At 71.3% G+C, this 18,293-nt stretch carries 19 protein-coding genes, 1 tRNA gene and 1 pseudogene; 7 read left to right on the forward strand and 14 right to left on the reverse strand.

Annotated features, from left to right (window positions below):
* The first annotated feature begins 9 nt into the window (after positions 1-9).
* Positions 10-1,128 (forward strand): XdhC family protein, encoded by a 1,119-nt coding sequence (locus tag AB8735_RS29130; protein WP_372410424.1) that lies wholly within the window; start codon positions 10-12, stop codon positions 1,126-1,128.
* Positions 1,129-1,313: 185 nt separating this feature from the next.
* A complete protein-coding gene (locus AB8735_RS29135; RefSeq protein ID WP_372410425.1) occupies positions 1,314-1,859 on the forward strand; it encodes a Uma2 family endonuclease in 546 nt (181 codons plus the stop codon).
* Here AB8735_RS29135 and AB8735_RS29140 read toward each other — a convergent pair.
* The 6 genes from AB8735_RS29140 to AB8735_RS29165 form a co-directional block, all read right to left on the reverse strand.
* Positions 1,847-2,368, reverse strand: coding sequence for a hypothetical protein (locus tag AB8735_RS29140; RefSeq protein WP_372411931.1), 522 nt, complete (start codon positions 2,366-2,368; stop codon positions 1,847-1,849). The genes AB8735_RS29135 and AB8735_RS29140 overlap by 13 nt on opposite strands.
* 89 nt (positions 2,369-2,457) lie before the next feature.
* Positions 2,458-2,682 carry a DUF397 domain-containing protein gene (locus tag AB8735_RS29145; protein WP_372410426.1) on the reverse strand — a complete coding sequence of 75 codons (225 nt, stop codon included), beginning with the start codon at positions 2,680-2,682 and terminating at the stop codon, positions 2,458-2,460.
* Between the two features lie 39 nt (positions 2,683-2,721).
* Positions 2,722-3,009 carry a hypothetical protein gene (locus AB8735_RS29150; protein WP_344019719.1) on the reverse strand — a complete coding sequence of 96 codons (288 nt, stop codon included), beginning with the start codon at positions 3,007-3,009 and terminating at the stop codon, positions 2,722-2,724.
* Positions 3,010-3,070: 61 nt separating this feature from the next.
* Positions 3,071-3,913, reverse strand: coding sequence for a DUF5753 domain-containing protein (locus AB8735_RS29155; RefSeq protein WP_372410428.1), 843 nt, complete (start codon positions 3,911-3,913; stop codon positions 3,071-3,073).
* A gap of 18 nt (positions 3,914-3,931) precedes the next feature.
* Positions 3,932-4,459: a DUF6879 family protein gene (locus AB8735_RS29160; RefSeq protein WP_372410430.1), complete on the reverse strand. Its 528-nt coding sequence runs from the start codon at positions 4,457-4,459 to the stop codon at positions 3,932-3,934.
* On the reverse strand, positions 4,440-4,670 hold the full coding sequence (locus AB8735_RS29165) for a hypothetical protein (protein WP_372410432.1): 231 nt from the start codon (positions 4,668-4,670) through the stop codon (positions 4,440-4,442). The genes AB8735_RS29160 and AB8735_RS29165 overlap by 20 nt, the downstream gene beginning before the upstream one ends.
* A gap of 421 nt (positions 4,671-5,091) precedes the next feature.
* Here AB8735_RS29165 and AB8735_RS29170 point away from each other — a divergent pair, with 421 nt between their 5' ends.
* Positions 5,092-6,090, forward strand: coding sequence for an XRE family transcriptional regulator (locus tag AB8735_RS29170; protein WP_372410434.1), 999 nt, complete (start codon positions 5,092-5,094; stop codon positions 6,088-6,090).
* Between the two features lie 88 nt (positions 6,091-6,178).
* On the opposite strand, the gene AB8735_RS29175 is transcribed toward AB8735_RS29170, so the two are convergent.
* Positions 6,179-6,973, reverse strand: a complete 795-nt coding sequence (locus AB8735_RS29175) for an SDR family NAD(P)-dependent oxidoreductase (protein WP_372410435.1) — start codon at positions 6,971-6,973, stop codon at positions 6,179-6,181.
* Between the two features lie 152 nt (positions 6,974-7,125).
* On the opposite strand from AB8735_RS29175, the gene AB8735_RS29180 reads away from it, so the two are divergent.
* Both AB8735_RS29180 and AB8735_RS29185 read left to right on the forward strand, forming a co-directional pair.
* The gene (locus AB8735_RS29180; RefSeq protein WP_372410436.1) at positions 7,126-7,713 is read left to right on the forward strand and encodes a TetR/AcrR family transcriptional regulator; all 588 of its coding nucleotides are present in this window, start codon (positions 7,126-7,128) and stop codon (positions 7,711-7,713) included.
* A gap of 91 nt (positions 7,714-7,804) precedes the next feature.
* Positions 7,805-7,877: transfer RNA gene (locus AB8735_RS29185), tRNA-Ala, on the forward strand.
* Positions 7,878-7,920: 43 nt separating this feature from the next.
* On the opposite strand, the gene AB8735_RS29190 is transcribed toward AB8735_RS29185, so the two are convergent.
* Genes AB8735_RS29190 through AB8735_RS29215 form a run of 6 tightly spaced genes read right to left on the reverse strand, consistent with a single transcriptional unit; the run spans position 7,921 to position 13,609 of the window.
* A complete protein-coding gene (locus AB8735_RS29190) occupies positions 7,921-8,940 on the reverse strand; it encodes an ABC transporter ATP-binding protein (protein WP_372410438.1) in 1,020 nt (339 codons plus the stop codon).
* Positions 8,941-8,954: 14 nt separating this feature from the next.
* Entirely contained in the window at positions 8,955-10,013 is a 1,059-nt protein-coding gene (locus AB8735_RS29195) for a FecCD family ABC transporter permease (protein WP_372410440.1), read from the reverse strand.
* Positions 10,010-11,248, reverse strand: coding sequence for an ABC transporter substrate-binding protein (locus AB8735_RS29200; protein WP_372410442.1), 1,239 nt, complete (start codon positions 11,246-11,248; stop codon positions 10,010-10,012). The genes AB8735_RS29195 and AB8735_RS29200 overlap by 4 nt, the downstream gene beginning before the upstream one ends.
* Before the next feature lie 11 nt (positions 11,249-11,259).
* Positions 11,260-11,730, reverse strand: a complete 471-nt coding sequence (locus tag AB8735_RS29205; RefSeq protein WP_372410444.1) for a hypothetical protein — start codon at positions 11,728-11,730, stop codon at positions 11,260-11,262.
* Between the two features lie 56 nt (positions 11,731-11,786).
* Positions 11,787-12,734, reverse strand: coding sequence for a cyclopropane-fatty-acyl-phospholipid synthase family protein (locus AB8735_RS29210; protein ID WP_372410447.1), 948 nt, complete (start codon positions 12,732-12,734; stop codon positions 11,787-11,789).
* Between the two features lie 41 nt (positions 12,735-12,775).
* Positions 12,776-13,609, reverse strand: coding sequence for a phytanoyl-CoA dioxygenase family protein (locus AB8735_RS29215; protein ID WP_372410448.1), 834 nt, complete (start codon positions 13,607-13,609; stop codon positions 12,776-12,778).
* A gap of 196 nt (positions 13,610-13,805) precedes the next feature.
* Between AB8735_RS29215 and AB8735_RS29220 the strand changes: the two are divergent.
* Positions 13,806-14,321: pseudogene (locus AB8735_RS29220) on the forward strand (adenosylcobinamide amidohydrolase); the annotation flags it as partial.
* A 66-nt stretch (positions 14,322-14,387) separates the two neighbouring features.
* On the opposite strand, the gene AB8735_RS29225 reads toward AB8735_RS29220, so the two are convergent.
* Entirely contained in the window at positions 14,388-16,184 is a 1,797-nt protein-coding gene (locus tag AB8735_RS29225; protein ID WP_372410449.1) for an ATP-binding cassette domain-containing protein, read from the reverse strand.
* Positions 16,185-16,476: 292 nt separating this feature from the next.
* On the opposite strand from AB8735_RS29225, the gene AB8735_RS29230 reads away from it, so the two are divergent.
* On the forward strand, positions 16,477-18,264 hold the full coding sequence (locus tag AB8735_RS29230; protein ID WP_344019743.1) for a trypsin-like serine protease: 1,788 nt from the start codon (positions 16,477-16,479) through the stop codon (positions 18,262-18,264).
* Positions 18,265-18,293 lie beyond the last annotated feature (29 nt).

Consider the following 18,293-nt stretch of genomic DNA (forward strand, 5'->3'; position numbering starts at 1 on the left):
GGAGGCGTCATGCTCGACCTGGCCCGCGAACTGCACCGCTGGTGCACGGAGGGACGCGACTTCGCTGTCGCCACCGTCGTCGCCGTCCACGGCAGCGCGCCCCGGCAGCCGGGCGCGTCCCTCGCCGTGGACGTCTCCGGCACGGCGATCGGCTCGGTCTCCGGCGGCTGCGTGGAGGCCGCGGTCTACGAACTGTGCCGCGAGGCACTGGAGACGGGCCGGGGGACGGCCCACCGCTTCGGCTACTCCGACGAGGACGCGTTCGCGGTCGGCCTGACGTGCGGGGGAGTCCTGGACATCCTGGTGACGCCGGTCGCCTCTGCCCAACGTCCCGTATATGAGGCGGCGTTCACCGCCGTGCTACGGGGCGAGGCCACGGCCGTGGCCCACCCGGCGGACGGCTCGCCGGGCGTCCTGGTCGTCCATGCCGACGGTACGCACCGGGGCGCGATGGCCGGACTGCCCGACGTCGCCGCCTTCCTCTCCACCGGCCGCACCGGCACGGTCTCCGTCGGCTGCGAACGCACCACCCTCTTCGTCGAGTCGAGCGCCCCGCCGCCCCGGATGATCGTCTTCGGCGCGGTCGACTTCGCGGCGGCACTGGTCCGCGCGGGCAAGTTCCTCGGCTACCACGTCACGGTCTGCGACGCCCGCCCCGTCTTCGCGACGCGGCAACGCTTCCCGGACGCCGACGAAGTGGTGGCCGACTGGCCACACCGCTACCTGGAATCCCAACACGTCGACTCGCGAACGGTGTTGTGCGTCCTTACCCACGACGAGAAGTTCGACATCCCGCTCCTGGAACGGGCGTTGCGCCTCCCGGCCGCCTACGTGGGCGCGATGGGCTCGCGCCGCACGCACACGGCCCGTCTGCAACGGTTGCGCGAGGCGGGCCTGAGCGACGCCGAACTCTCCCGCCTGCGCTCGCCCATCGGCCTGGACCTGGGAGGCCGGACGCCGGAGGAGACGGCGCTGTCGATCGCGGCGGAGATCGTGGCGGTGCGCAGGGGCGGGTCGGGGGTGCCGTTGACGGGGGCGGGGGTGCCGATCCATCGGGCGGAGGTGGCCCCGGGTACGGCGCGTCCGAGGGAGGAGATCGGTCTGGCGGTTCCGATGTCGACGGTCTGACGCAAGCCTGGGGCCACGGCACCGGAGTACGTCGGCGCGCCGTCGCAGGGGACTCCACAGACGGGGCCTTCGTGGAACGATCAGCCCTCCTGTCGAGCCCGGGCTGTGCGCCCGGTGCTGAGTATCATGAAGTGAGTCCCGGGAGGAGGCGCGTGATCATGAATGCAACGCGGGAGCGGTCACAGATGGACGTGGAAGACTTCGAGGAGATCGCCCGCCACGCACCCGAGACGGTCACCCTGGAGTTCCTCTACGGAAAGATCGGTGCCAAGCCCATGCCGGATGGCGATCACGGGCAGATCATCATGTGGCTCATCCGGCAATGCATCCAGCAGCGCCCGGACCTCAACCTCTTCCCGGAACAAGGCTTGAAGGTCGACACGTACCGCAACGGCAGGGTGAAGCCGGACGGTGCACTCGCTCCCGAGGAACACTTTGCCGGTCAGGAAGAGTACGGCACTCCGGACGGCGTTCTGATGGCAGTCGAGATCACCTCATGGGACCGGGACACCGATCGACGCGACCGGGCCGAGAAGCCCCGTGCGTACGCCGAATCCGGCATTCCTGTCTACCTTCTCGTGGATCGCGAGCACTGCACCCTGGTCGTCCACTCCGGCCCGCAGCGCGGTCGGTACAGCGACGTCCACACCGCCGGCTTCGGTGACACCGTCGACCTGCCGGGGCTCGGCATCACCCTCGACACCGAGCGTTTGAAGAACTACGTCCGTTGAGGTGGGGTTCGAGTTCGCCGGGCTGTCCGATCCCGTTCGTCCCAGCTCAGAGAGCACGGAAGTTCGGGATTGGCACGGTTCGGTGAGCAGGTCACCAGGGCCACCGACAGGAACAAGGTTCCTCGGAGGTAGAAGCCGAGTGAAACGTCCCCGCCGAGGGCCAGACGCTCGGCAGCGGAGGCGACGAGGGCGACGATCCTCGTGGTGTCCCGGTCGTGGTCCGATGCGAACCGGGACGCGTGCTCGGTCAGCTGTTGTCCAAGCCGGTCGGCGGCTTCCTTCGGCTCTTCCCACGTGCCCCGGATCAACCGGGGCGGCTTCAGCAGCCACAGGGCCGTCTCGATCGGCGGAACATCGGTCGTCTTCCACTCCGCGACGGCTTCCCGGTACCGCTGCTGCACTTCGTCGGGACTGGTCGCCGTCGGCGCCAACGGCGGCGGTGGGCGACGAATGCTCTCCTTGTCGAACGTGGTCTTCTCGCCGGTCCAGAGATACCCGTGAGCGTGCAACTGGTCGTCCTGTCCAGAGCAGATGAGGGCGGCCCCCACCCCCGGGAGGGTGGAGGCCGCCGGTCAACGAGTGGCCGTGAAGGCCGTGGTCAGGCCGTGAGGTTGAAGCGGGCCGGGTCGATACCGGCCGCGTTCAGCTCTGCCGTGGTGAAGCGCAGTGGTTCCGCGCCGGGTCGCTTGCTGTCGCCCAGGGCCCAGGCGTTGTCACCGATGCGGGCGAGGACGACGCACGCTTCGCCGTCTGGGTGGGTGTTGCCGCCGCATGCCTTGGAGAACCGGGCGCCGTCGATGTCGAGCCCGTACAGGTTGGTCATGATGAGCCTTCCTGATCGAGGTTGGGTACGGACACCGGGCTAGGCGTCGTGACCGGAGTCGCGCCGACTCCTTCGGGACGACTCCGCGGAGATCAGGGCGTCGATCAGCTTCCTGACCGTGGCCAGTGGAACCGTCCCGAGGAAGACGGACGGCTCACCGCTGAGGGACGCGCGGCCCTTCAGCAGCGGCCACGAGTCCGTGTCTCCGACCCTGATGCCCATCTCGGCCAGCACACGCCCCAGCGTGAAAGCCATGTCGTCGGCCTTCTTCTTGCCTGCCAGGAAGGCGTCGGCTTGCTGGGCGGCTGCTTCGATGTCCGTGGTCATGAGGAGAAGTTAGATACCAACGGTCCCTGGCGGCCGCGATGTTGCACGATGTTGTACGCCTTCATGCTTCGCAGGCGTCGAGAGCCGTCCTGACCAGGGCTTTGGCCTTCGAGCCGTACACGGCTGCGCGTGCCATCTGAGCGAAGGCACCGAGGTATACGTTGATCTCGGATGGGTTCGTCACACGGACCATGGCTGTCAGGGTCTCGACTTGAACTTCGCGATCATCGAACGCATAGAAGGTTTCGATGGGCCATACCGAGCGGCGCGACATCTTGGGGATGATCCCGAAGGAAAGATTGGGGCGCCCGATGACTGACAGGAAGTACTCCAGCTGCCCCGCGTGCTGGGGGAGTTCAGTCATCGGCATGTACAGGGCCAACTCTTCCATGAGGATCGAGACCTGATGTCTGCCCTGGATGACGTCGTCTGAGCGCTCCAGCCGGGCCTGTACGGCGTCCTCGACGTCGTCCGGCAGGTTCCTGAAACGGCGGATCGCGCGGAGAATGCCACGGGCGTACGGCTCCGTCTGAAGCATCCCGGGAAGCACACCGCAGCTGTAGACCCGGAAGGCGCGTGTCTCCTGGTAGATGCTGCTGCGCTGTGCCTTACTGAGCCCGCCCTTCAGGTACTGCGTCCACTGGACGTACAGGGTCTTGGCTGTGCGAGTGGTCTCTATCAGCGCTTCGGCTTCTTCGGGTTTGCCACACGCAGCGCACCAAGCGCGGATGTCAGCGGGCTTCGGGATTGTCTTCCGAGTGATGATCCGGTGCGTCTTGGAACGGTCCCAGCCGCACAGAGCGGCCAGCCGGGCTCCCGAAAGATCGGCGTCTTCCATCATGCGCATGAGCCGGTCGGCAACTGCCTTATGGGCCTCTTCAGCCGTAGACAGAGGTGAGGTCATGGACTGGCCGCTGTTCTGTTAGATGCTGTACTTGTCGTGCGGGATGGCTCGCTCCCAGACCGCCTCGAACATGTCGGCACACCGCGCCGCCACGCCCGCGTCTTCGGTGAAGTCCGTGTGCATCCAACGGCCGTCACCGTCAAAGATGTTGAACTGGACTAGCTTGTCATCGAAGAGCCAGATGTCGTTGCCGGGCAACGCCAAGTCGGATGCCTGACGGCGCGGGAGCCACCGGACTTGCTCCCCGCAGGCGATGTTGCCGTACGTGACGTAGTGCTCCCACCTGATGTAGTCCGAGACCGGCTCGCTGATCACCCGCGCACGGCGTACCGAAACACCCTGCGCTGTCATGTCCTGAATGAGGCCGTGCCAGTCGTCGCGCCACCACGACGAACGGTCCTCCCAGGTCTTTCGCTCGCCAGCCAGCCAGGCATCGAAGCCGGGATGTTCTCCGGGGACAGCGTACGCATCGCGGGTCTCAAGGTGCACTGCCGAGCGCTCGCACTGCCGGAGCAGAGCGGCGAACTCAGCCAGACTCTGCGACACGGATAGCCTCCTTCAGGAGTGGGATCATCCTCGGTTCAAGAACGATCAGCGTCTCATCCTCAGACCGCGGTGAGTCTGCCAGCGTACGAGCTTGAGCGTCGCCCCCGGCCTGCCGCCCCTGAATGAGCAGCCGCCGGTCGTCATCCACCCAGACCGCCGGGCACCCGTTCACATCGGACTCGGGGACCTTGTCGATGAAGGTGTAACCCATAGTGCGCCTTCCTACCGCGAGCGTTGCGCTGCGTTGCAGGGCGTCACACTGCCAGTAGAGCCCGGTCAAGGGAGCGTGCGGGATCTACAAGGGGCGCCCGCTGCGGCGTTGTGCCTCCAGCGCACCAATCGACCTCGGGAAGAACAGAGGCGAGTTCACACCTGCTGGCAGCGCGAACACCAGCAGGAGTGCTGCGGCTGCGCCGGGGCTTCCCTGGAACGTCAGCTCAGCCGCAACGACTGAGCCGCAGAGCACAAGCAGCATCGGCAGAATCCACGCGCACCTGGCCGACGTCTTCGGCGTCGACTTGGTTCTCGTTCGTGTGCTCGGCTGGCCGGACTGGCTCCCCGGAAGTGATGAGACCCGTACGCTCGCCCCGCATTCCGCCCCTGCCGCGCTCAGAGAGGCCATTGCAGCCCGCATGGACCGCCGAAACTTCGTCGCCTACACCGCCGCCTCCCTGGCCGGTTTCGCCCACGAGTGGGCTACCACGCCCCCTGCTGCCTTCGCCGCGGCACAGCAGGGAAAGCCGGTGGACGCCGACTTGGTCGGCTCCCTGGAATCGATCAGCCGGAACCTGACCACCGCGCCGACCGCCCCGCGTCAGTACACCGCCCCACTGCTCGACGACCAGTTGAAGATCGTCACTGATCTCATCGAGGAGGGCCGCTACACCGAGCGGGTCGGCGAGCGACTGCACCGGCTCGCCGCCGGCCTCGCCCAGACCGTGGGGTGGCACCGCTTCGACCATGGTCAGCACGCCGCTGCCGCACGGTTCTGGCACGCCGCCGTCCACTCCGCGTACGCCTGCGGGGACCACGACCTCGGTGCCGGCGTCCTGTCCGATCTCGCCTACCAGGCACTGTGGTTGCGCGACCCCGCGACGTCGGTGGCCATCCTCGACCGCGCCCTGCGCCGCCCCCTGCACCCGGCCGCCCGCTCGGTGCTGTACCTGCGGAAGGCCCGCGCCCACGCCGCCCTCGGCGAGGAACGCACCTGCACCCGCGTCCTCGGTGCGGCTGAGCGCGCCTTCGAGGCGGCGGCCGACACGAGGGCGGCGCCCACCTGGTGCGGCTGGGTGTCCCACTCCGACCTCGCGGTGGACACCGGCCGGTGTCTCCTCGACCTCGGCCACCCCCGCCAGGCCCACGCGCTGATCCGGGAAGGCACCGACGTCCTGCCGGTGGCACGCGAGAAGACCCGTGGCATCTTCCTCACCTACGAAGCCGAGGGCTACCTCAAGCGCGGGGACATCGACCAGGCCGCGGACGCCGCGCGCACCGCGCTCGCCATGGCGCAGCGCATCGGGGCACCACGCTGCACGGCGTTGATCAGCGGCATGGTGCCCGCCTTCAGGAAGCACGGCACGGCCCCGGGGGTGGCGCAGCTCCTCGACGGGATCCACGTCGCCCGCCTCTGACTGCTCACCGCCGTACCCGGTCGGCAGCGGTGACGGTCGCATTGCGGTTCGTCTCACGGGCCGTTCCGGCGATTGCCCACCCCACCGGTCACACGGTCTTGATCGCCCCGCCGTCGATGACATAGTCCGCGCCGGTGACGCTCCCGGCCAGGGGTGACGCCAAGTGGGCCACCAGGGCCGCGACTTCGTCCGGGCGGACGAAACGGCCCGTCAGCATGCCCATGGCGCCGGGCAGGCCGGCCAGCAGCTGTTCCTGCTCCAGGCCCATCGTTGCGGCGAGTTCCGCGCCGTAGCCGTCGGGGGACTCCCACATGGCGGTGCGGACCGGGCCGGGCGAGACCGTGTTGACGCGGACGCCCTGCGGGCCGAACTCCTCGGCCAGGGCCTTGCCGAAGGCGGTGAGGGCGGCCTTCGCGGTGGTGTAGGGGACGGGGCCCGCGTGCGGGGTGCGGGCGCCGTTGGAGGAGACGGTGACGATCGCGCCGCCGTTGTCGGCGGTGAGGAGGGGTATCGCGGCGCGGGTGGTGCGGACGGCGGAGAGGAGGTTGAGGGTGAACGCCTCGTGCCACTGGTGGTCGGTGAAGGAGAGGAAGCCGCCCGTCTGCGCGCCGTCGGCGTCCCCGCCGCCGACGTTGTTGACCAGCAGGTCCAGGCGGCCGCCGAACTCGGCCTCCGCGCGTGCGACGAGCCGGGCCGGGCCGTCGGGTGTGGAGAGGTCCACGGGTACCGCGACCGCCCCCGTGGCGGCCAGCTCCGGGGTGACCGTCCGGGCCCCGGCCACCACGCGCATGCCTTCGCCGACGAGGGCGGACACGACGGCGAGTCCGATGCCCCGGCTCGCACCGGTCACCACGGCGGTCTTGTCCTTGAGCTGCAGATCCATGGAGTGCTCCCGTTTCGGAGAGGAGGGATGGAGATGAGTCGTTGGTGATGCGAGTAACTTAGAACCTGCGTCATTGATGTTGCAAGTGGGGGATGAGGTGAGTCTTCGGCGTAGTCTTTGGGCTTGAGCAGTGTCACGGTGAAGGAGAGGCCATGGAACGCAAACGGCCGCTGCGCGCGGATGTGGAGCGGACGGTCAGGGCGATCCTGGAAGCCGCCGAGCGCGTCCTCGGCGCGAACCCGGCGGCGACGATGGAGCAGATCGCCGAGGAGGCCGGCGTCGCGCGGACGACCGTGCACCGGCGCTTCGCCAGCCGGGAGGCCCTCGTCGAGGCCCTGGCGGCCTGGGCCGCCCGGCAGTTCCACGAGGCGGTGGCCAGCGCCAACGCCGACAGCGCCCCACCGCTCGTCGCCCTCTACCAGGTGACCGCCAACGTCCTGCGGGTCAAGACGAGTTGGGGATTCGCGATGGGAGGGGCGGCGGTCTCGGGGGACTCCGAGGTGGCGCGTGTCCACGCGGACGTGCTCGATCGCTGCGAGCGGCTCTTCCTGAGGCTCCGGGAGACGGGGGTGCTGCGCCCGGACACCGATCCGGTGTGGGCGCGCCGCGTCTACTACGCGCTGATCCACGAGGCGGCGCAGGGCCGGGCGGAGGGTGCGGACGTCGACGCGCTCGCGACCCTCGTCGTCGACACCCTGCTGCGCGGGGTCGGCGGACAGGGGAGTGCCCTCGGGGGGTGACCGCATGGCCCCGGCGGCCCGCTTTGGCGGGGGAGGGGAGGAATCGTGTAATCTCCTCTCCTGTCGCCGGGGGAACCGGCGCAACGCACACGGGGCTATAGCTCAGTTGGTAGAGCGCCTGCATGGCATGCAGGAGGTCAGGAGTTCAATTCTCCTTAGCTCCACAATTCCGTAGAAGAGTGAGGGTCGTTCCTTCGGGAGCGGCCCTCACTCTTCTTTGTCCGTCCGCAGCGCCCGCGCCAAGTCCTCGAACGTCGGCGCGCGGACGGTCCCGCCGTCCTCACGGGAGAGCAGGAGGGCGCCGTCGTCCGCCGCGACGATGTGGATGTCGGCCGGGCCGGGGACTACGGTCAGGCCCTCCCGGGACAGGAGGCGTTCCAGTAAGGGGCGCAGGGGCGGTGGCGCGTCGACGCTCGCCGTGCCCCGGGCCGGGCGGCGCAGGGCGAAGCTCGCGGTGCCGGGGTCGAAGGCCAGGTGCTCGGTGTCGAAGGCCGCCGCCACCGCCCCGGAGCGGATGAGGTCCTCCGGTGCGCCCGTGCGCAGCCGGCCCTCGCGGTCGGCCAGCCACACCACGTCGGCCAGGCGCAGCGCGAGTTCCACGTCGTGGGTACTGGCCACGACGGTCAGGCCGTGCTCATGCGCCAGTTCGCGGAGCAGCACGGTGACCGCCGCCCGGGACGGCGCGTCCAGGAAGGCCGTCGGCTCGTCGAGGAGGATGACGCGGGGCTCCTGGGCGAGGGCGCGGGCGATGAGGACGCGCTGCCACTCGCCGTCGGACAGCTCGGTGGCGGGCCGGTGCGCCAGGTGTCCCGCGTCCACGGCCCGGAGGGCCCGGTCCACGGCGGCGAGGTCGGCCGGGCGGAGGCGGCCGAGGAAGCCGGTGTGCGGGTGGCGGCCCAGGGCGACCAGCTCCCGCGCGGACAGCAGGGCCGGGGCGGTCCGGTCGGTGAGGACCACGGCCAGCCGCCGGGACAGTGCGGCGGGCGACTGGGCGGCGAGGTCCGCGCCCGCGATCCGGACGGTTCCGGCGACGGGGGGCAGCAGACCGCACAGGGTGCGCAACAGGGTGGACTTTCCTGATCCGTTGGGGCCGAGGAGGACGGTGAGCTCGGCCGGCCGCGCGGTGAGCCGGAGGTCGGCGAGGACGACGCGATGGACGGCGCGCCCCCACGCGGTCCGGGTCCGGTGGCCGACGGACAGGCCGTGCGCGGTCAGCGCCTCCGTCACCGTGCCGGGGGCGGCTATGACACCGGCTCCTGGGTGCTGCGCCCGCGCCGGAGCAGCGCGGTGATCACGACGGGGGCGCCCAGCAGGGAGGTCACCGCGTTCAGCGGAAGCACCGTGTCCGTCGTCGGCGGCTGGGTCGCCAGCGCGCAGGCCAGCGCGACCGCGGCCCCCGCGAACACCGCCGTGGGCACCAGGACGCGCTGGTCGGTGGTGCGCAGGGCCACCTTGGCCAGATGGGGCACGGCCAGCCCGAGGAACGCGACCGGTCCGCAGAAGGCGGTGCCCGCCCCGGCGAGGAGGGAGGTCGTCAGCAGGGCGAGGTCGCGGCTGCGCCGGACGTTGAGGCCCATCGTGCGGGCGTAACCCTCGCCCAGCAGCAGGGCGTTGAGCTGTTTGGTGGTGAGAAGGGCGGTGCCCAGCCCGACGGCGGTCACCGGGAGCATGACCTTGAGGTCGGGCCAGGTGGTGGCGTCGAAGCTGCCGAGGCCCCACAGCACGAACTGCTGGGCCTGTTCGGGACGGGCGTAGACGAGCATGACGCTCACCAGCGCCGTCACCGCCGAGCCGATCATGACGCCGACGACCAGGAGGGTCGCCACGGACCGGACCCGCCGCGACAGCAGCAGCACCAGCGCCAGCACGGCGCCAGCGCCGAGGGCCGCCGCCGCGACGACACCGGTCCGGCCCAGACCGGCCAGGCCGCCGGTGAAGGTGCCGGCGGCCCCGCCCGTGCCCGCCACCGCCGCGGCGACGCCCAGGCTCGCACCGGAACTGACGCCCAGGGAGAAGGGGTCGGCGAGCGGATTGCGGAAGAGCGTCTGCATCTGCACGCCGGCCACGGAGAGGGCCGCCCCGACGGCGGCCGCGGTCACCGCACGCGGCAGCCGCACCTCCTTGACGACGGCGTTCCAGCGCGGGTCCGCCGCCGTCCGCCCGGTCAGTACGCGCACCACGTCCGCGAGCGGCACCCGCGAGGGGCCCAGCGCGATCGTGAGGAGGAACAGCGCCAGCGCGGCGACGGCGAACGCGGCCAGGACGCCGAGGTGCCGTCGGCGGACGGCGGACAGCGTCACTTCGTGGGCACCTTCTCGTAGAAGGTGAAGGTGTGGTTCCGGGCGAGGTCGGGGTGGAGGATCGCCGCCATGTCGGAGAGGATCAAGTCGGGCCGCAGCACCCCGCGTTCGTAGAAGTCGTTGCCTCCTTCCGGGGTCGTGGTTTTCGTGTTGGACCACACCTCGCCGTCGCGCACCGCGGCCAGCCGGCCGTAGCGGCTGTCCGCCTTGAGGATGTCGGCGCCCGACGTCCACTTCTGGTCGGTCAACCACAGGCGCGCGTCGCCGGCCTTGGCGTAGACGGCCTCGAAGCTCAGCCGCAGACTGCCGGTGCCCCGGTCGCCCGCCCAGGGGTACGTGCCGCCGGCGTCCTTGATCAGGGTGCCGACGTAACTCCCGCCCGCGGCCATGGTCCAGGTGCCCTGGAACATGCTTCCGGAGAGGACCCCGACCGGTGTGCGGGCCTGCGCCGCCTGCCGGGCGGCCTCGGTGTAGGCGGTCTCCACGTCGTGGAAGACCCGGTCGGCGCGCTCCTCGGCGCCGGTGAGCGCGGCCGTCGCCTTGACCCACTCGGCGCGGCCGAGCGGAGTGGGCTCCAGCCACTCGGCGTCGGCGACCACGGGAATGCCCGCCGCGCGCAGCTTGGGGTAGTGCGGGTCGTCCGACCCCTGGGTCAGCAGTACGTCGGGCCTGGCCGCGATCACCTTCTCGGTGTTGATCGTGCCGCCCTTGGCGTACTCGGCCACCTTGCCCGCCTTCACCCTCGCCCGGACCTCCGGGGTGGTGACGAGGGAGGTGTCGGCGACACCGGTGAGCACACCGAGGCGGTCCGTCGCGGTGAGCAGCGGCAGATGGGTCGTGGACATGGAGTACAGGCTGTGGACCGGCACGGTGATCTGCTGGGCCTTCGCCAGGTCACCGGTGAGCGAGGGCTTCGGCGCACCGCACTTGACCAGGACGTACGACTCGGGCTTCGCGTTCGGGTAGGGCTGGGCGACGGTGAGGACCTGGTAGCTCTTCTCGTAGCGGACGGAGAAGTTCTTGGCGTGCCGCACCGTGGACTTGACCGGGAAGTAGTCCTTGTCCGGGGAGAAGTCGGTGACGCAGCCGTCCCCGCGGCCGTCGGCTTTCGTCTGCGACGGGGCGGGGGAGGAGTCGTCGCCGCAGGAGGCCACGAGCAGGGCGGTGAGCAGCAGGGCGGCCGCGCGGAGACGGGGCCGCCGCCGGTGTAATGCGCTCGTGCGTAACGCGCTCATGCGTAACGCGCTCATGCCCGGAAGCCGAAGGAGGCCACATAGGCGAAGTCCTGGGACCGGTTCGACAGCCGGGTGAGGACGAAGTCGTCGTAGAGGCCCGGCGGGACGTCCGTGTCGATGCCCAGCCGCACGCCCACCCGGTGGGGCGACTGGTGGCCGGTGAAGTCGACGGCGATCGTGTGCCGTTCGCCGTTTCCCGTGAGCCGGGTGCTCGCCAGGAGCTTGCGGGTGAAGTGCTGGGGGGTGGTGGCCGGGACGAAGAGGAAGATCTCCAGGAGGTGCCCCGGGTATCCCTGGAAGGTCTGCATGTCCTGGATCTCCAGCTCCAGGGTCGTGGTGAACGGGCCGGTGGTGGCGAGGCGTTCGAGGGTGACGGGCAGTTCCACGGTCAGGCCCGAGTACGAGGCGTCCCCGTAGACCCCGGGTTCGTCGCCGAGATGGATCCGTCCCTGCCAAATCAGCTCTGCCTGTGCGGACAGCATTGCAGACACCTCCTGCAGCGAACGCTGCGTTCAATAGGGGGGAAATAGGCGGCACTTCAGCCCTTGCGCACCAGGATTCTCCGGTACGTCATCCGCCGCTGCGCGTAGAGGCGGATGGTGGTGTTGACGGCCTCGACGAACTGCTCGATCATCAGCCGGCCGTAGGCGGGTCTGCCCGGGGATTCCACCGGGTCGCCCGGCCAGTCCGAGATCACCTGGGGGGCGAAGTACTCCCACATCTGGCGCTCGAAGTGGTCGGCCATCGGCCCCCGTCCCACATGGCCGAGGTCCAGCGCGACCTCGGCGGGCGGGAAGCCCGCGGCCAGCAGGTCGTCCTCGACCGTGTGGGTGCGGGCGAAGTGGGGGAAGCGGAAGTGGGCGGCCAGGCCGGCCACGTCCTCCTCGGTGGCGCGCGAGGTCAGCATCCAGTCGTCTATGACGAACCGCCCGCCCGGCGCGAGGCCGTCGAAGACCCGGCGGAACAGGGCGCGATGGTCCCGCACCTGGTAGAGCATGTTGACGCTGAGCGCGGCGGCGAAGGGGCCGCGGGGGAGGGCCCGCTGGCCGTCGCCGAGGACGACGGCGACGCTTCCGGGGCCGGGGGACAGGGACGCGTTGAGGATGCGGCTCGTCCTGGCGTGCGCGGCCGAGTTGGTCACCGAGGTGACGTGCACGCCGTAGTCGTGCGCCAGTAACCGGGCGGGCCCGCCGAGCCCGCCGCCGATGTCCAGGACCCGTTCCCCGGCGGCGAGTTCGGCGAGCTCGGCTATGCGCCGGGTGTGCAGCGCGGCGCCCTGCTTCCACCGTCTGCCGTCGGACCAGATCGCACTGTCGGGGACCATCGGGGGGTGCAGCAGATCACCGGTGAGATAGATGTGCAGGCCGCCTCCGGGCAGTCCGCGGCGGCCGCCGACGACGTCGAGGGTGTAATGGCCGGTGTCGCGGGGGGAGTTGCCGGGCGGTTCTTCGACGGCCGTGTCGGATGCCCGTTCGCCACTGTGCATGAACGTTACGTCTCCTCGGGTGCCGAGCGATGGACCGCATCTCAGGCCGTCGCCGGCCGCCGGCGCGGCCGTCGCCGGTAGGGGACGGGCGGGTGGTCGGGGCCCTCGTACGTCGGCAGCATGCGGCTGACCGGGGTGCCGCGCAGGGGATGGCCCGGTTCGCGCCACCAGCCGGCCTCCGGCAGGCAGAACTGCCGTACGTAGTGGGCCCGGAACTCCTCCGGGAGGTCCCGGAAGTGCGGGGCGAAGAGCAGGTCGACGGCCGTGCGCGGACGGTCGCTGCGGTTGGGGTGCGTGGCGTGGAGCACCCGGACGTCACCGATGACCAGATCGCCCGCGTCCGCCTCGATCGTCAGCTCGCCGGGGACCGGGAGGTGGGAGAGCGATTCCTGCGGCTGGTTCTCGATGTCCGGGGTGTGCGGCTCCGGCAGGGTGTCGTGCAGCTCGTGGTGGCGGCGGTGGCTGCCGGGGATGACGCGCAGGGCCCCGTTCCCCTCGTGGGTGTGCTGGAGGTAGAGCATGCAGAAGACCTGGGCGGGCCGGTCCGCGAAGCTGAGGTCGTGGTCCCAGGCCCACCAGTCCTGGTGCCACCACAGCCCTGGCGAACGGGGCGGTTTGGTGATGACATAGCCGCTGATCCAGCGCGGGTCGGTGAAGCCGAGGTCCCGGAAGGCGGTCCGCAGCGCGGGCGAGGTGAGGAGGTCGGTGTGCGGATCGTCCTCCAAGTGGACGGGGATCAGGCTGCCGTGGTGGGCGTACCGCCGGAAGTGCCCCTCCTGCTCGGAGCGCAGCTTGCGCGCCGCCAAGCCGCGCAGCCGCTCGACGAGCCCGGGATCCAGGGCGCCGGGGATCAGACAGAATCCGTCGGTCGCCATGCGGTCGATGAGATCCGAAGTGCGCGTGTGGGCCATGGAGTTCGTCCCCCCGACACCTGAATATCGTGGCACCTGGATATGCCGTAGGCGGACGGTACCAGCGCGCGGAGAGAGGCAGGAAGGTGTGATGGACGTCGAGTTGCTCGGCCCGCCGGGCGCACAGGTGCTGGTCTGGCGGGCCGGTCCCGGGTGGCGCATGCTCTCCTCCTGCGTCGCGGGCGGTGGGCTGGGCCCGCGCGCGTGGGTGCTCAACGCCCAGGTGCCGGTCTCGTACGCGCGGACCGACCCCGATGTCCATGTGGGCGAGCTCGCGGCGGCGTACGGGCTGCGCGGGCCGGGGGCCGGCATGCTGACGGCGGCCGCGGTCCGGCACCGCGCGCACGCCGAGGAGCGGGGTGTACGGGCCGTCGCCACCGTCGGGCTGAGCGTCCCGGCCTGGGCCGCCGGACCGGACGGCCCGCCCGGCGCGCCCCGGCCGGGCACGGTGAACATCGTGGCCGCCCTGCCCGTACCGCTGGACGACGGCGCGCTGGTCAACGCGGTGATGACGGCGACCGAGGCGAAGACCCAGGCGCTGCTGGAGGCCGGGTTCGCCTGCACGGGCACGGCCTCGGACGCGGTGTGCCTGGCCGTGCCGTACGCCACCGCCGCCGTGCCCGAGCGCTTCTGCGGGCCGCGCTCGCCGTGGGGCGCCCGGCTCGCCCGTACCGTGCACGCCGCGGTGCTGCGCGGCGCCCTGTCCTGGCTGGAACGGCACCCGGACCGTACGACCGCCGCCTCAGCGCAGTCCTCGCCCCGAGCGCGCGGGGGAGAGGCGGCCCAGCGTGAGCAGGCAGCCGACGGCGAACAGCAGCAGCACCGACAGCGGAACGGCCAGCCCGGCCCGCCACCCGTCCAGGACCAGGCCGCGGATCACCTCGATCGCGTACGTCAGCGGGTTGAACCGGGCGACGGCCGCCAGCCACCCCGGCATGGCGTCCAGCGCCACGAACGCGTTGCTCGCGAACAGCAGCGGAAATGAGGCGAACCCGCTGATCGCGAAGAAGGTGGTGTTGCTCGACGAGCCGTACGCCAGGGCGATGAAGCCGGCCGTCAGCGTGCCGGTGAGCAGCATGACGGCGACGAGCACGAGCACCGCGTCGACCGGCCCCGCCGCCGGACGCGCCCCCAGCGCCAGGGCCACGAGCATGATGAGGGCCGCCTGCGCCGCGCCCAGCACCATCTGGAAGAGGAGCCGGCTGAGGACGATGGAGCTCCGGGCCAGCGGCATGCTCATCAAGCGGCCGAGATAGCCCGTCTCCTTGTCCCAGAGCAGGGGCACGGCCCCGCTCACCCCGGCGCCGACCGCGTTGAACGCGATCACGCCCGGCAGCATGAAGGAGATGTAGTCGGCGTCGGCGACCGCCCCGGGGTCCACCGCGCGCCGCAGGGAACTGCCGAAGAAGACCAGCCAGATCGCCGGCTGGAGCAGGGTGAAGACGAGGTTGAGGCGCTCGCGGCGCAGCTGGAGGAACCAGCGGCGCAGCAGTGCGGCCGTCTCCTGCCGGCGTCCGCGGAGGGCGCCCCGGGCCGTGGTCGTCCGGGGCACGGGCGCGGCGGCGGGCGGGGAGGACGGCGTGTGCGGTTGCTCCTCGTCCGCCGCCGCGCCCGTACCCCGGCCGGTGTGCAGGAGGAACACATCGTCCAGCGTGGGCCGTTGGAGGCCGATCTGCTCCAGGGCGACGCCGCGCTCGCGGGCGGCGCCCGCGACCTCCGCCAGTGCCGTCATCGCGTCGCCGACGTGGAGGTTGACGGTGCGCGGTCCCGTCTCCAGGACGCGGTGGGCCCAGGCCCGGCCGTCGGCGATCCCGCGCAGGCCCGCCACGTCGTCCGTCACCACGTGCAGGACGTCCGCGCCGACGGCCCGTTTGAGGGCGTCGGGGGTGCCCGCGACCACCTCCTTCCCGGCGTCGATGATGGAGACGCGGTCGCACAGGCGGTCCGCCTCGTCGAGGTAGTTCGTCGTCAGCAGCACGGAGACGCCCTGGCGGCGCAGCCGGGCGACGTGGTCCCAGATGCGGTGCCGCGACTGCACGTCGAGGCCGAGGGTCGGCTCGTCGAGGATCAGCACCTCCGGCTGCTGCAGCAGTCCGCAGGCGAGGTCGAGGCGCTTGAGCATGCCGCCGGAGAACTCCGCCACCTGCCGGTCCGCGTCGGCCAGCAGGCCCACGACCTCCAGCACCTCCGTCACCCGCAGGGCCCGCTCCCGGCGGGAGACATGGTGGAGGTCCGCCTCGATCTCCACGCTCTCCCGGGCCGTCAGGAGATGGCGCACACCCTTCTCCTGGGACACATAGCCGATCCGCCGCCGCACCTGGGCGGCCTCCCGCGACACGTCGTACCCGCACACCAGGGCCCGGCCGCCGCTCGGGGCGAGCAGCGTGGTCAGCATCCGTATCGTGGTGGTCTTCCCGGCGCCGTTCGGCCCGAGCAGGCCGAAGACCTCGCCGGCCTTGACCTGGATGCCGAGCCCGTCCACCGCCTTCCGTTCGCCGAACTCGCGGGTCAGGCCCTGTGTTTCGATGACGTAGCTCATGCGGACGAGGATCTCCTTCCGGCCGGGGAGGTGTCCAAGCGTTCCGGCCGTGGGGTGTCCAAGCGGCCCGGCTCCCACGGGCGGGAAGTGGCGGTGGGTCAATTCGCCTCCCCGCGCGGCCACTTACGGCTCCTGCTCGCGGGGGCGCGGGAACGGCCCCGACCCGGGCGCGGGGAGTCCGATGGCTTATGCAAATATTTGATCGAACATTTGCCCTTGTCCCCTATCTCGGTGAGTCGTTTTGACCTCTTCCAGACCTGGACGTTCCCGGACCCTCGCGATAGCCCTGAGCATGGCCGCCTGCGGCACGGCCGCCGTCTCCGCGCCGGCCGCCGCCGCGCCCGCGCCCCCCGCATCCGCGTCCTCCGCACCCGCGCCGACCGCACCCGCGCCGACCGTGAGCGGCACGCCCGACGCGCGCGGCGCCGAGCAGTACTGGACGGCCGAGCGGCTGGCCGGTGCCCGGCCCGTCGACGCCGGGCGCGGCGCCGCTCCGGCCTCCGGCGCGCGACGGTCGGCGCGCGCCGTCCAGCAGGGCGCGCTCGGGGGCGGCATCCCCCCGGTCGGTACGTTCTTCGCCGCCGGGCCCTCCGGCGCCACCTACTGCAGCGCGAGCATCGTGCGCAGCGCGGGCAAGAACCTGGTGCTGACGGCCGGTCACTGCGCCAAGTCCCTCAAGGCGGACGGCCGGACGATCTTCGTTCCGCAGTTCCGCAAGGGCAAGGACGCGGCGCACCAGCCGTTCGGCGCCTTCCCGGTCCAGCGGGTCTTCATGGACCCCCGCTACCGCAGCAACTCCGTGAACGCGGAATCCGACCTGGACTTCGCCTTCGTCCGCGTGGGCGCCAACGCGCAGGGCGCGAAGGCGGAGAACCGCGCGGGCGGGCTGCGGCTGGCCGACACCCCGCGCTGGACGAACACGGTCACCGTGCACGGCTACCCCAAGTCGAAGAACCCCGGCCAGCAGGCCGTCAGTTGTACGGTCGACACGAGCCGCGCGCCGAAGTTCCGCCAGCTGAAGATGGAGTGCGGCGGCTTCTACGGCGGCGTCTCCGGCGGTCCGTGGATCGCCGGCTACGACGCGAAGAAGAAGACCGGCGACGTGATCGGGATCGTCGGCGGCTACAACGGCGGCGGTGACCTCCAGAACCACGACTGGGTGAGCTACTCCCCGGTCTTCGACCAGGAGATCCGGGCCCTCTACGCGGACGCGGTCGCCGACCGGGCGCCCGTGCGCGGGCCGTTGCGCTCGCTGTCGGGGCCCCGGCTGCCCGAGAGCGCCCGCATGATGACCAACGCCCGGCACCTGGCGGCCGGTGAGTTCACCGGCGACGGCCGCGACGACCTGGTGGTCGTCTGGCGCGACGGCGAGGTGACGCTCTACCCCGGCGACGGGAAGGGCGGGTTCGGCGCGGGGCGCCGGATGATGCCCCAGGGGAGTGCCTGGGGGCGGGTGCAGACCGTCACCGCCGGTGACTTCACGGGCGGCGGCCGCTCCGACCTCATGGTCGTGTGGACGGACAAGGCGGGCCGCCCCAGTGGCAAGGTGAGCGTCTTCGCCGACCCGGGCCCCTCGGGCCCCGGCAAGGAACGCGTGGTCGCCAAGGCCGGCTCGGTGTGGAAGGACGCGTCCCGGATCACGGCGGGCGCGTACACCTCCGGCCGCGCGAACGACGTGGCCGTCGTCTGGCGCGACGGCGAGGTGAGCCTGTACACCGGGGCGAGCGGCTCGGGCACGGGCCGGGAGCGTCAGCTGGTGGCCAAGGGCCCGGCCTGGAAGAGTGCCGCGGCCGTCACCACCGGGCGGTTCTCCGACGGCGCGGCGCGGCTGGTGGTGCGCTGGGGCGACGGGCAGCTGCAGACCGTCGCCGCGACGAAGGGGCTGAAGTCCCGGTCCACGCTGATGCCCGGGAACCGCTCGTACCGGGGGAACTCGCCCATGATCGCGGGAGCCTTCACGGGCCCGGCGCGGCGGGCGGACGACCTGGTGGTCCGCTGGGCGGGCAACGGCGAGACCGCGCTGTACGCGGGGACGGGCGCGGGGCGCCTGGGGGCGTGGAGTCCGCTGGTCTCCCCCTGAGGGGGTGCCCGGTGCGCGGGGCCGTGGCC

This window comes from Streptomyces luteireticuli, from assembly GCF_041519305.1.
In the GTDB taxonomy this organism is placed as follows: Bacteria; Actinomycetota; Actinomycetes; order Streptomycetales; family Streptomycetaceae; genus Streptomyces; species Streptomyces luteireticuli.

Coding starts and splice junctions, on each gene's coding strand:
- AB8735_RS29130 (WP_372410424.1), top strand. CDS start 10: ATGCTCGACCTGGCCCGCGAACTGCACCGCTGGTGCACGGAGGGACGC.
- AB8735_RS29135 (WP_372410425.1), top strand. CDS start 1,314: ATGGACGTGGAAGACTTCGAGGAGATCGCCCGCCACGCACCCGAGACG.
- AB8735_RS29145 (WP_372410426.1), bottom strand. CDS start 2,682: ATGACCAACCTGTACGGGCTCGACATCGACGGCGCCCGGTTCTCCAAG.
- AB8735_RS29150 (WP_344019719.1), bottom strand. CDS start 3,009: ATGACCACGGACATCGAAGCAGCCGCCCAGCAAGCCGACGCCTTCCTG.
- AB8735_RS29155 (WP_372410428.1), bottom strand. CDS start 3,913: ATGACCTCACCTCTGTCTACGGCTGAAGAGGCCCATAAGGCAGTTGCC.
- AB8735_RS29165 (WP_372410432.1), bottom strand. CDS start 4,670: ATGGGTTACACCTTCATCGACAAGGTCCCCGAGTCCGATGTGAACGGG.
- AB8735_RS29170 (WP_372410434.1), top strand. CDS start 5,092: ATGGACCGCCGAAACTTCGTCGCCTACACCGCCGCCTCCCTGGCCGGT.
- AB8735_RS29175 (WP_372410435.1), bottom strand. CDS start 6,973: ATGGATCTGCAGCTCAAGGACAAGACCGCCGTGGTGACCGGTGCGAGC.
- AB8735_RS29180 (WP_372410436.1), top strand. CDS start 7,126: ATGGAACGCAAACGGCCGCTGCGCGCGGATGTGGAGCGGACGGTCAGG.
- AB8735_RS29200 (WP_372410442.1), bottom strand. CDS start 11,248: ATGAGCGCGTTACGCACGAGCGCATTACACCGGCGGCGGCCCCGTCTC.
- AB8735_RS29205 (WP_372410444.1), bottom strand. CDS start 11,730: ATGCTGTCCGCACAGGCAGAGCTGATTTGGCAGGGACGGATCCATCTC.
- AB8735_RS29210 (WP_372410447.1), bottom strand. CDS start 12,734: ATGCACAGTGGCGAACGGGCATCCGACACGGCCGTCGAAGAACCGCCC.
- AB8735_RS29215 (WP_372410448.1), bottom strand. CDS start 13,609: ATGGCGACCGACGGATTCTGTCTGATCCCCGGCGCCCTGGATCCCGGG.
- AB8735_RS29225 (WP_372410449.1), bottom strand. CDS start 16,184: ATGAGCTACGTCATCGAAACACAGGGCCTGACCCGCGAGTTCGGCGAA.
- AB8735_RS29230 (WP_344019743.1), top strand. CDS start 16,477: ATGGCCGCCTGCGGCACGGCCGCCGTCTCCGCGCCGGCCGCCGCCGCG.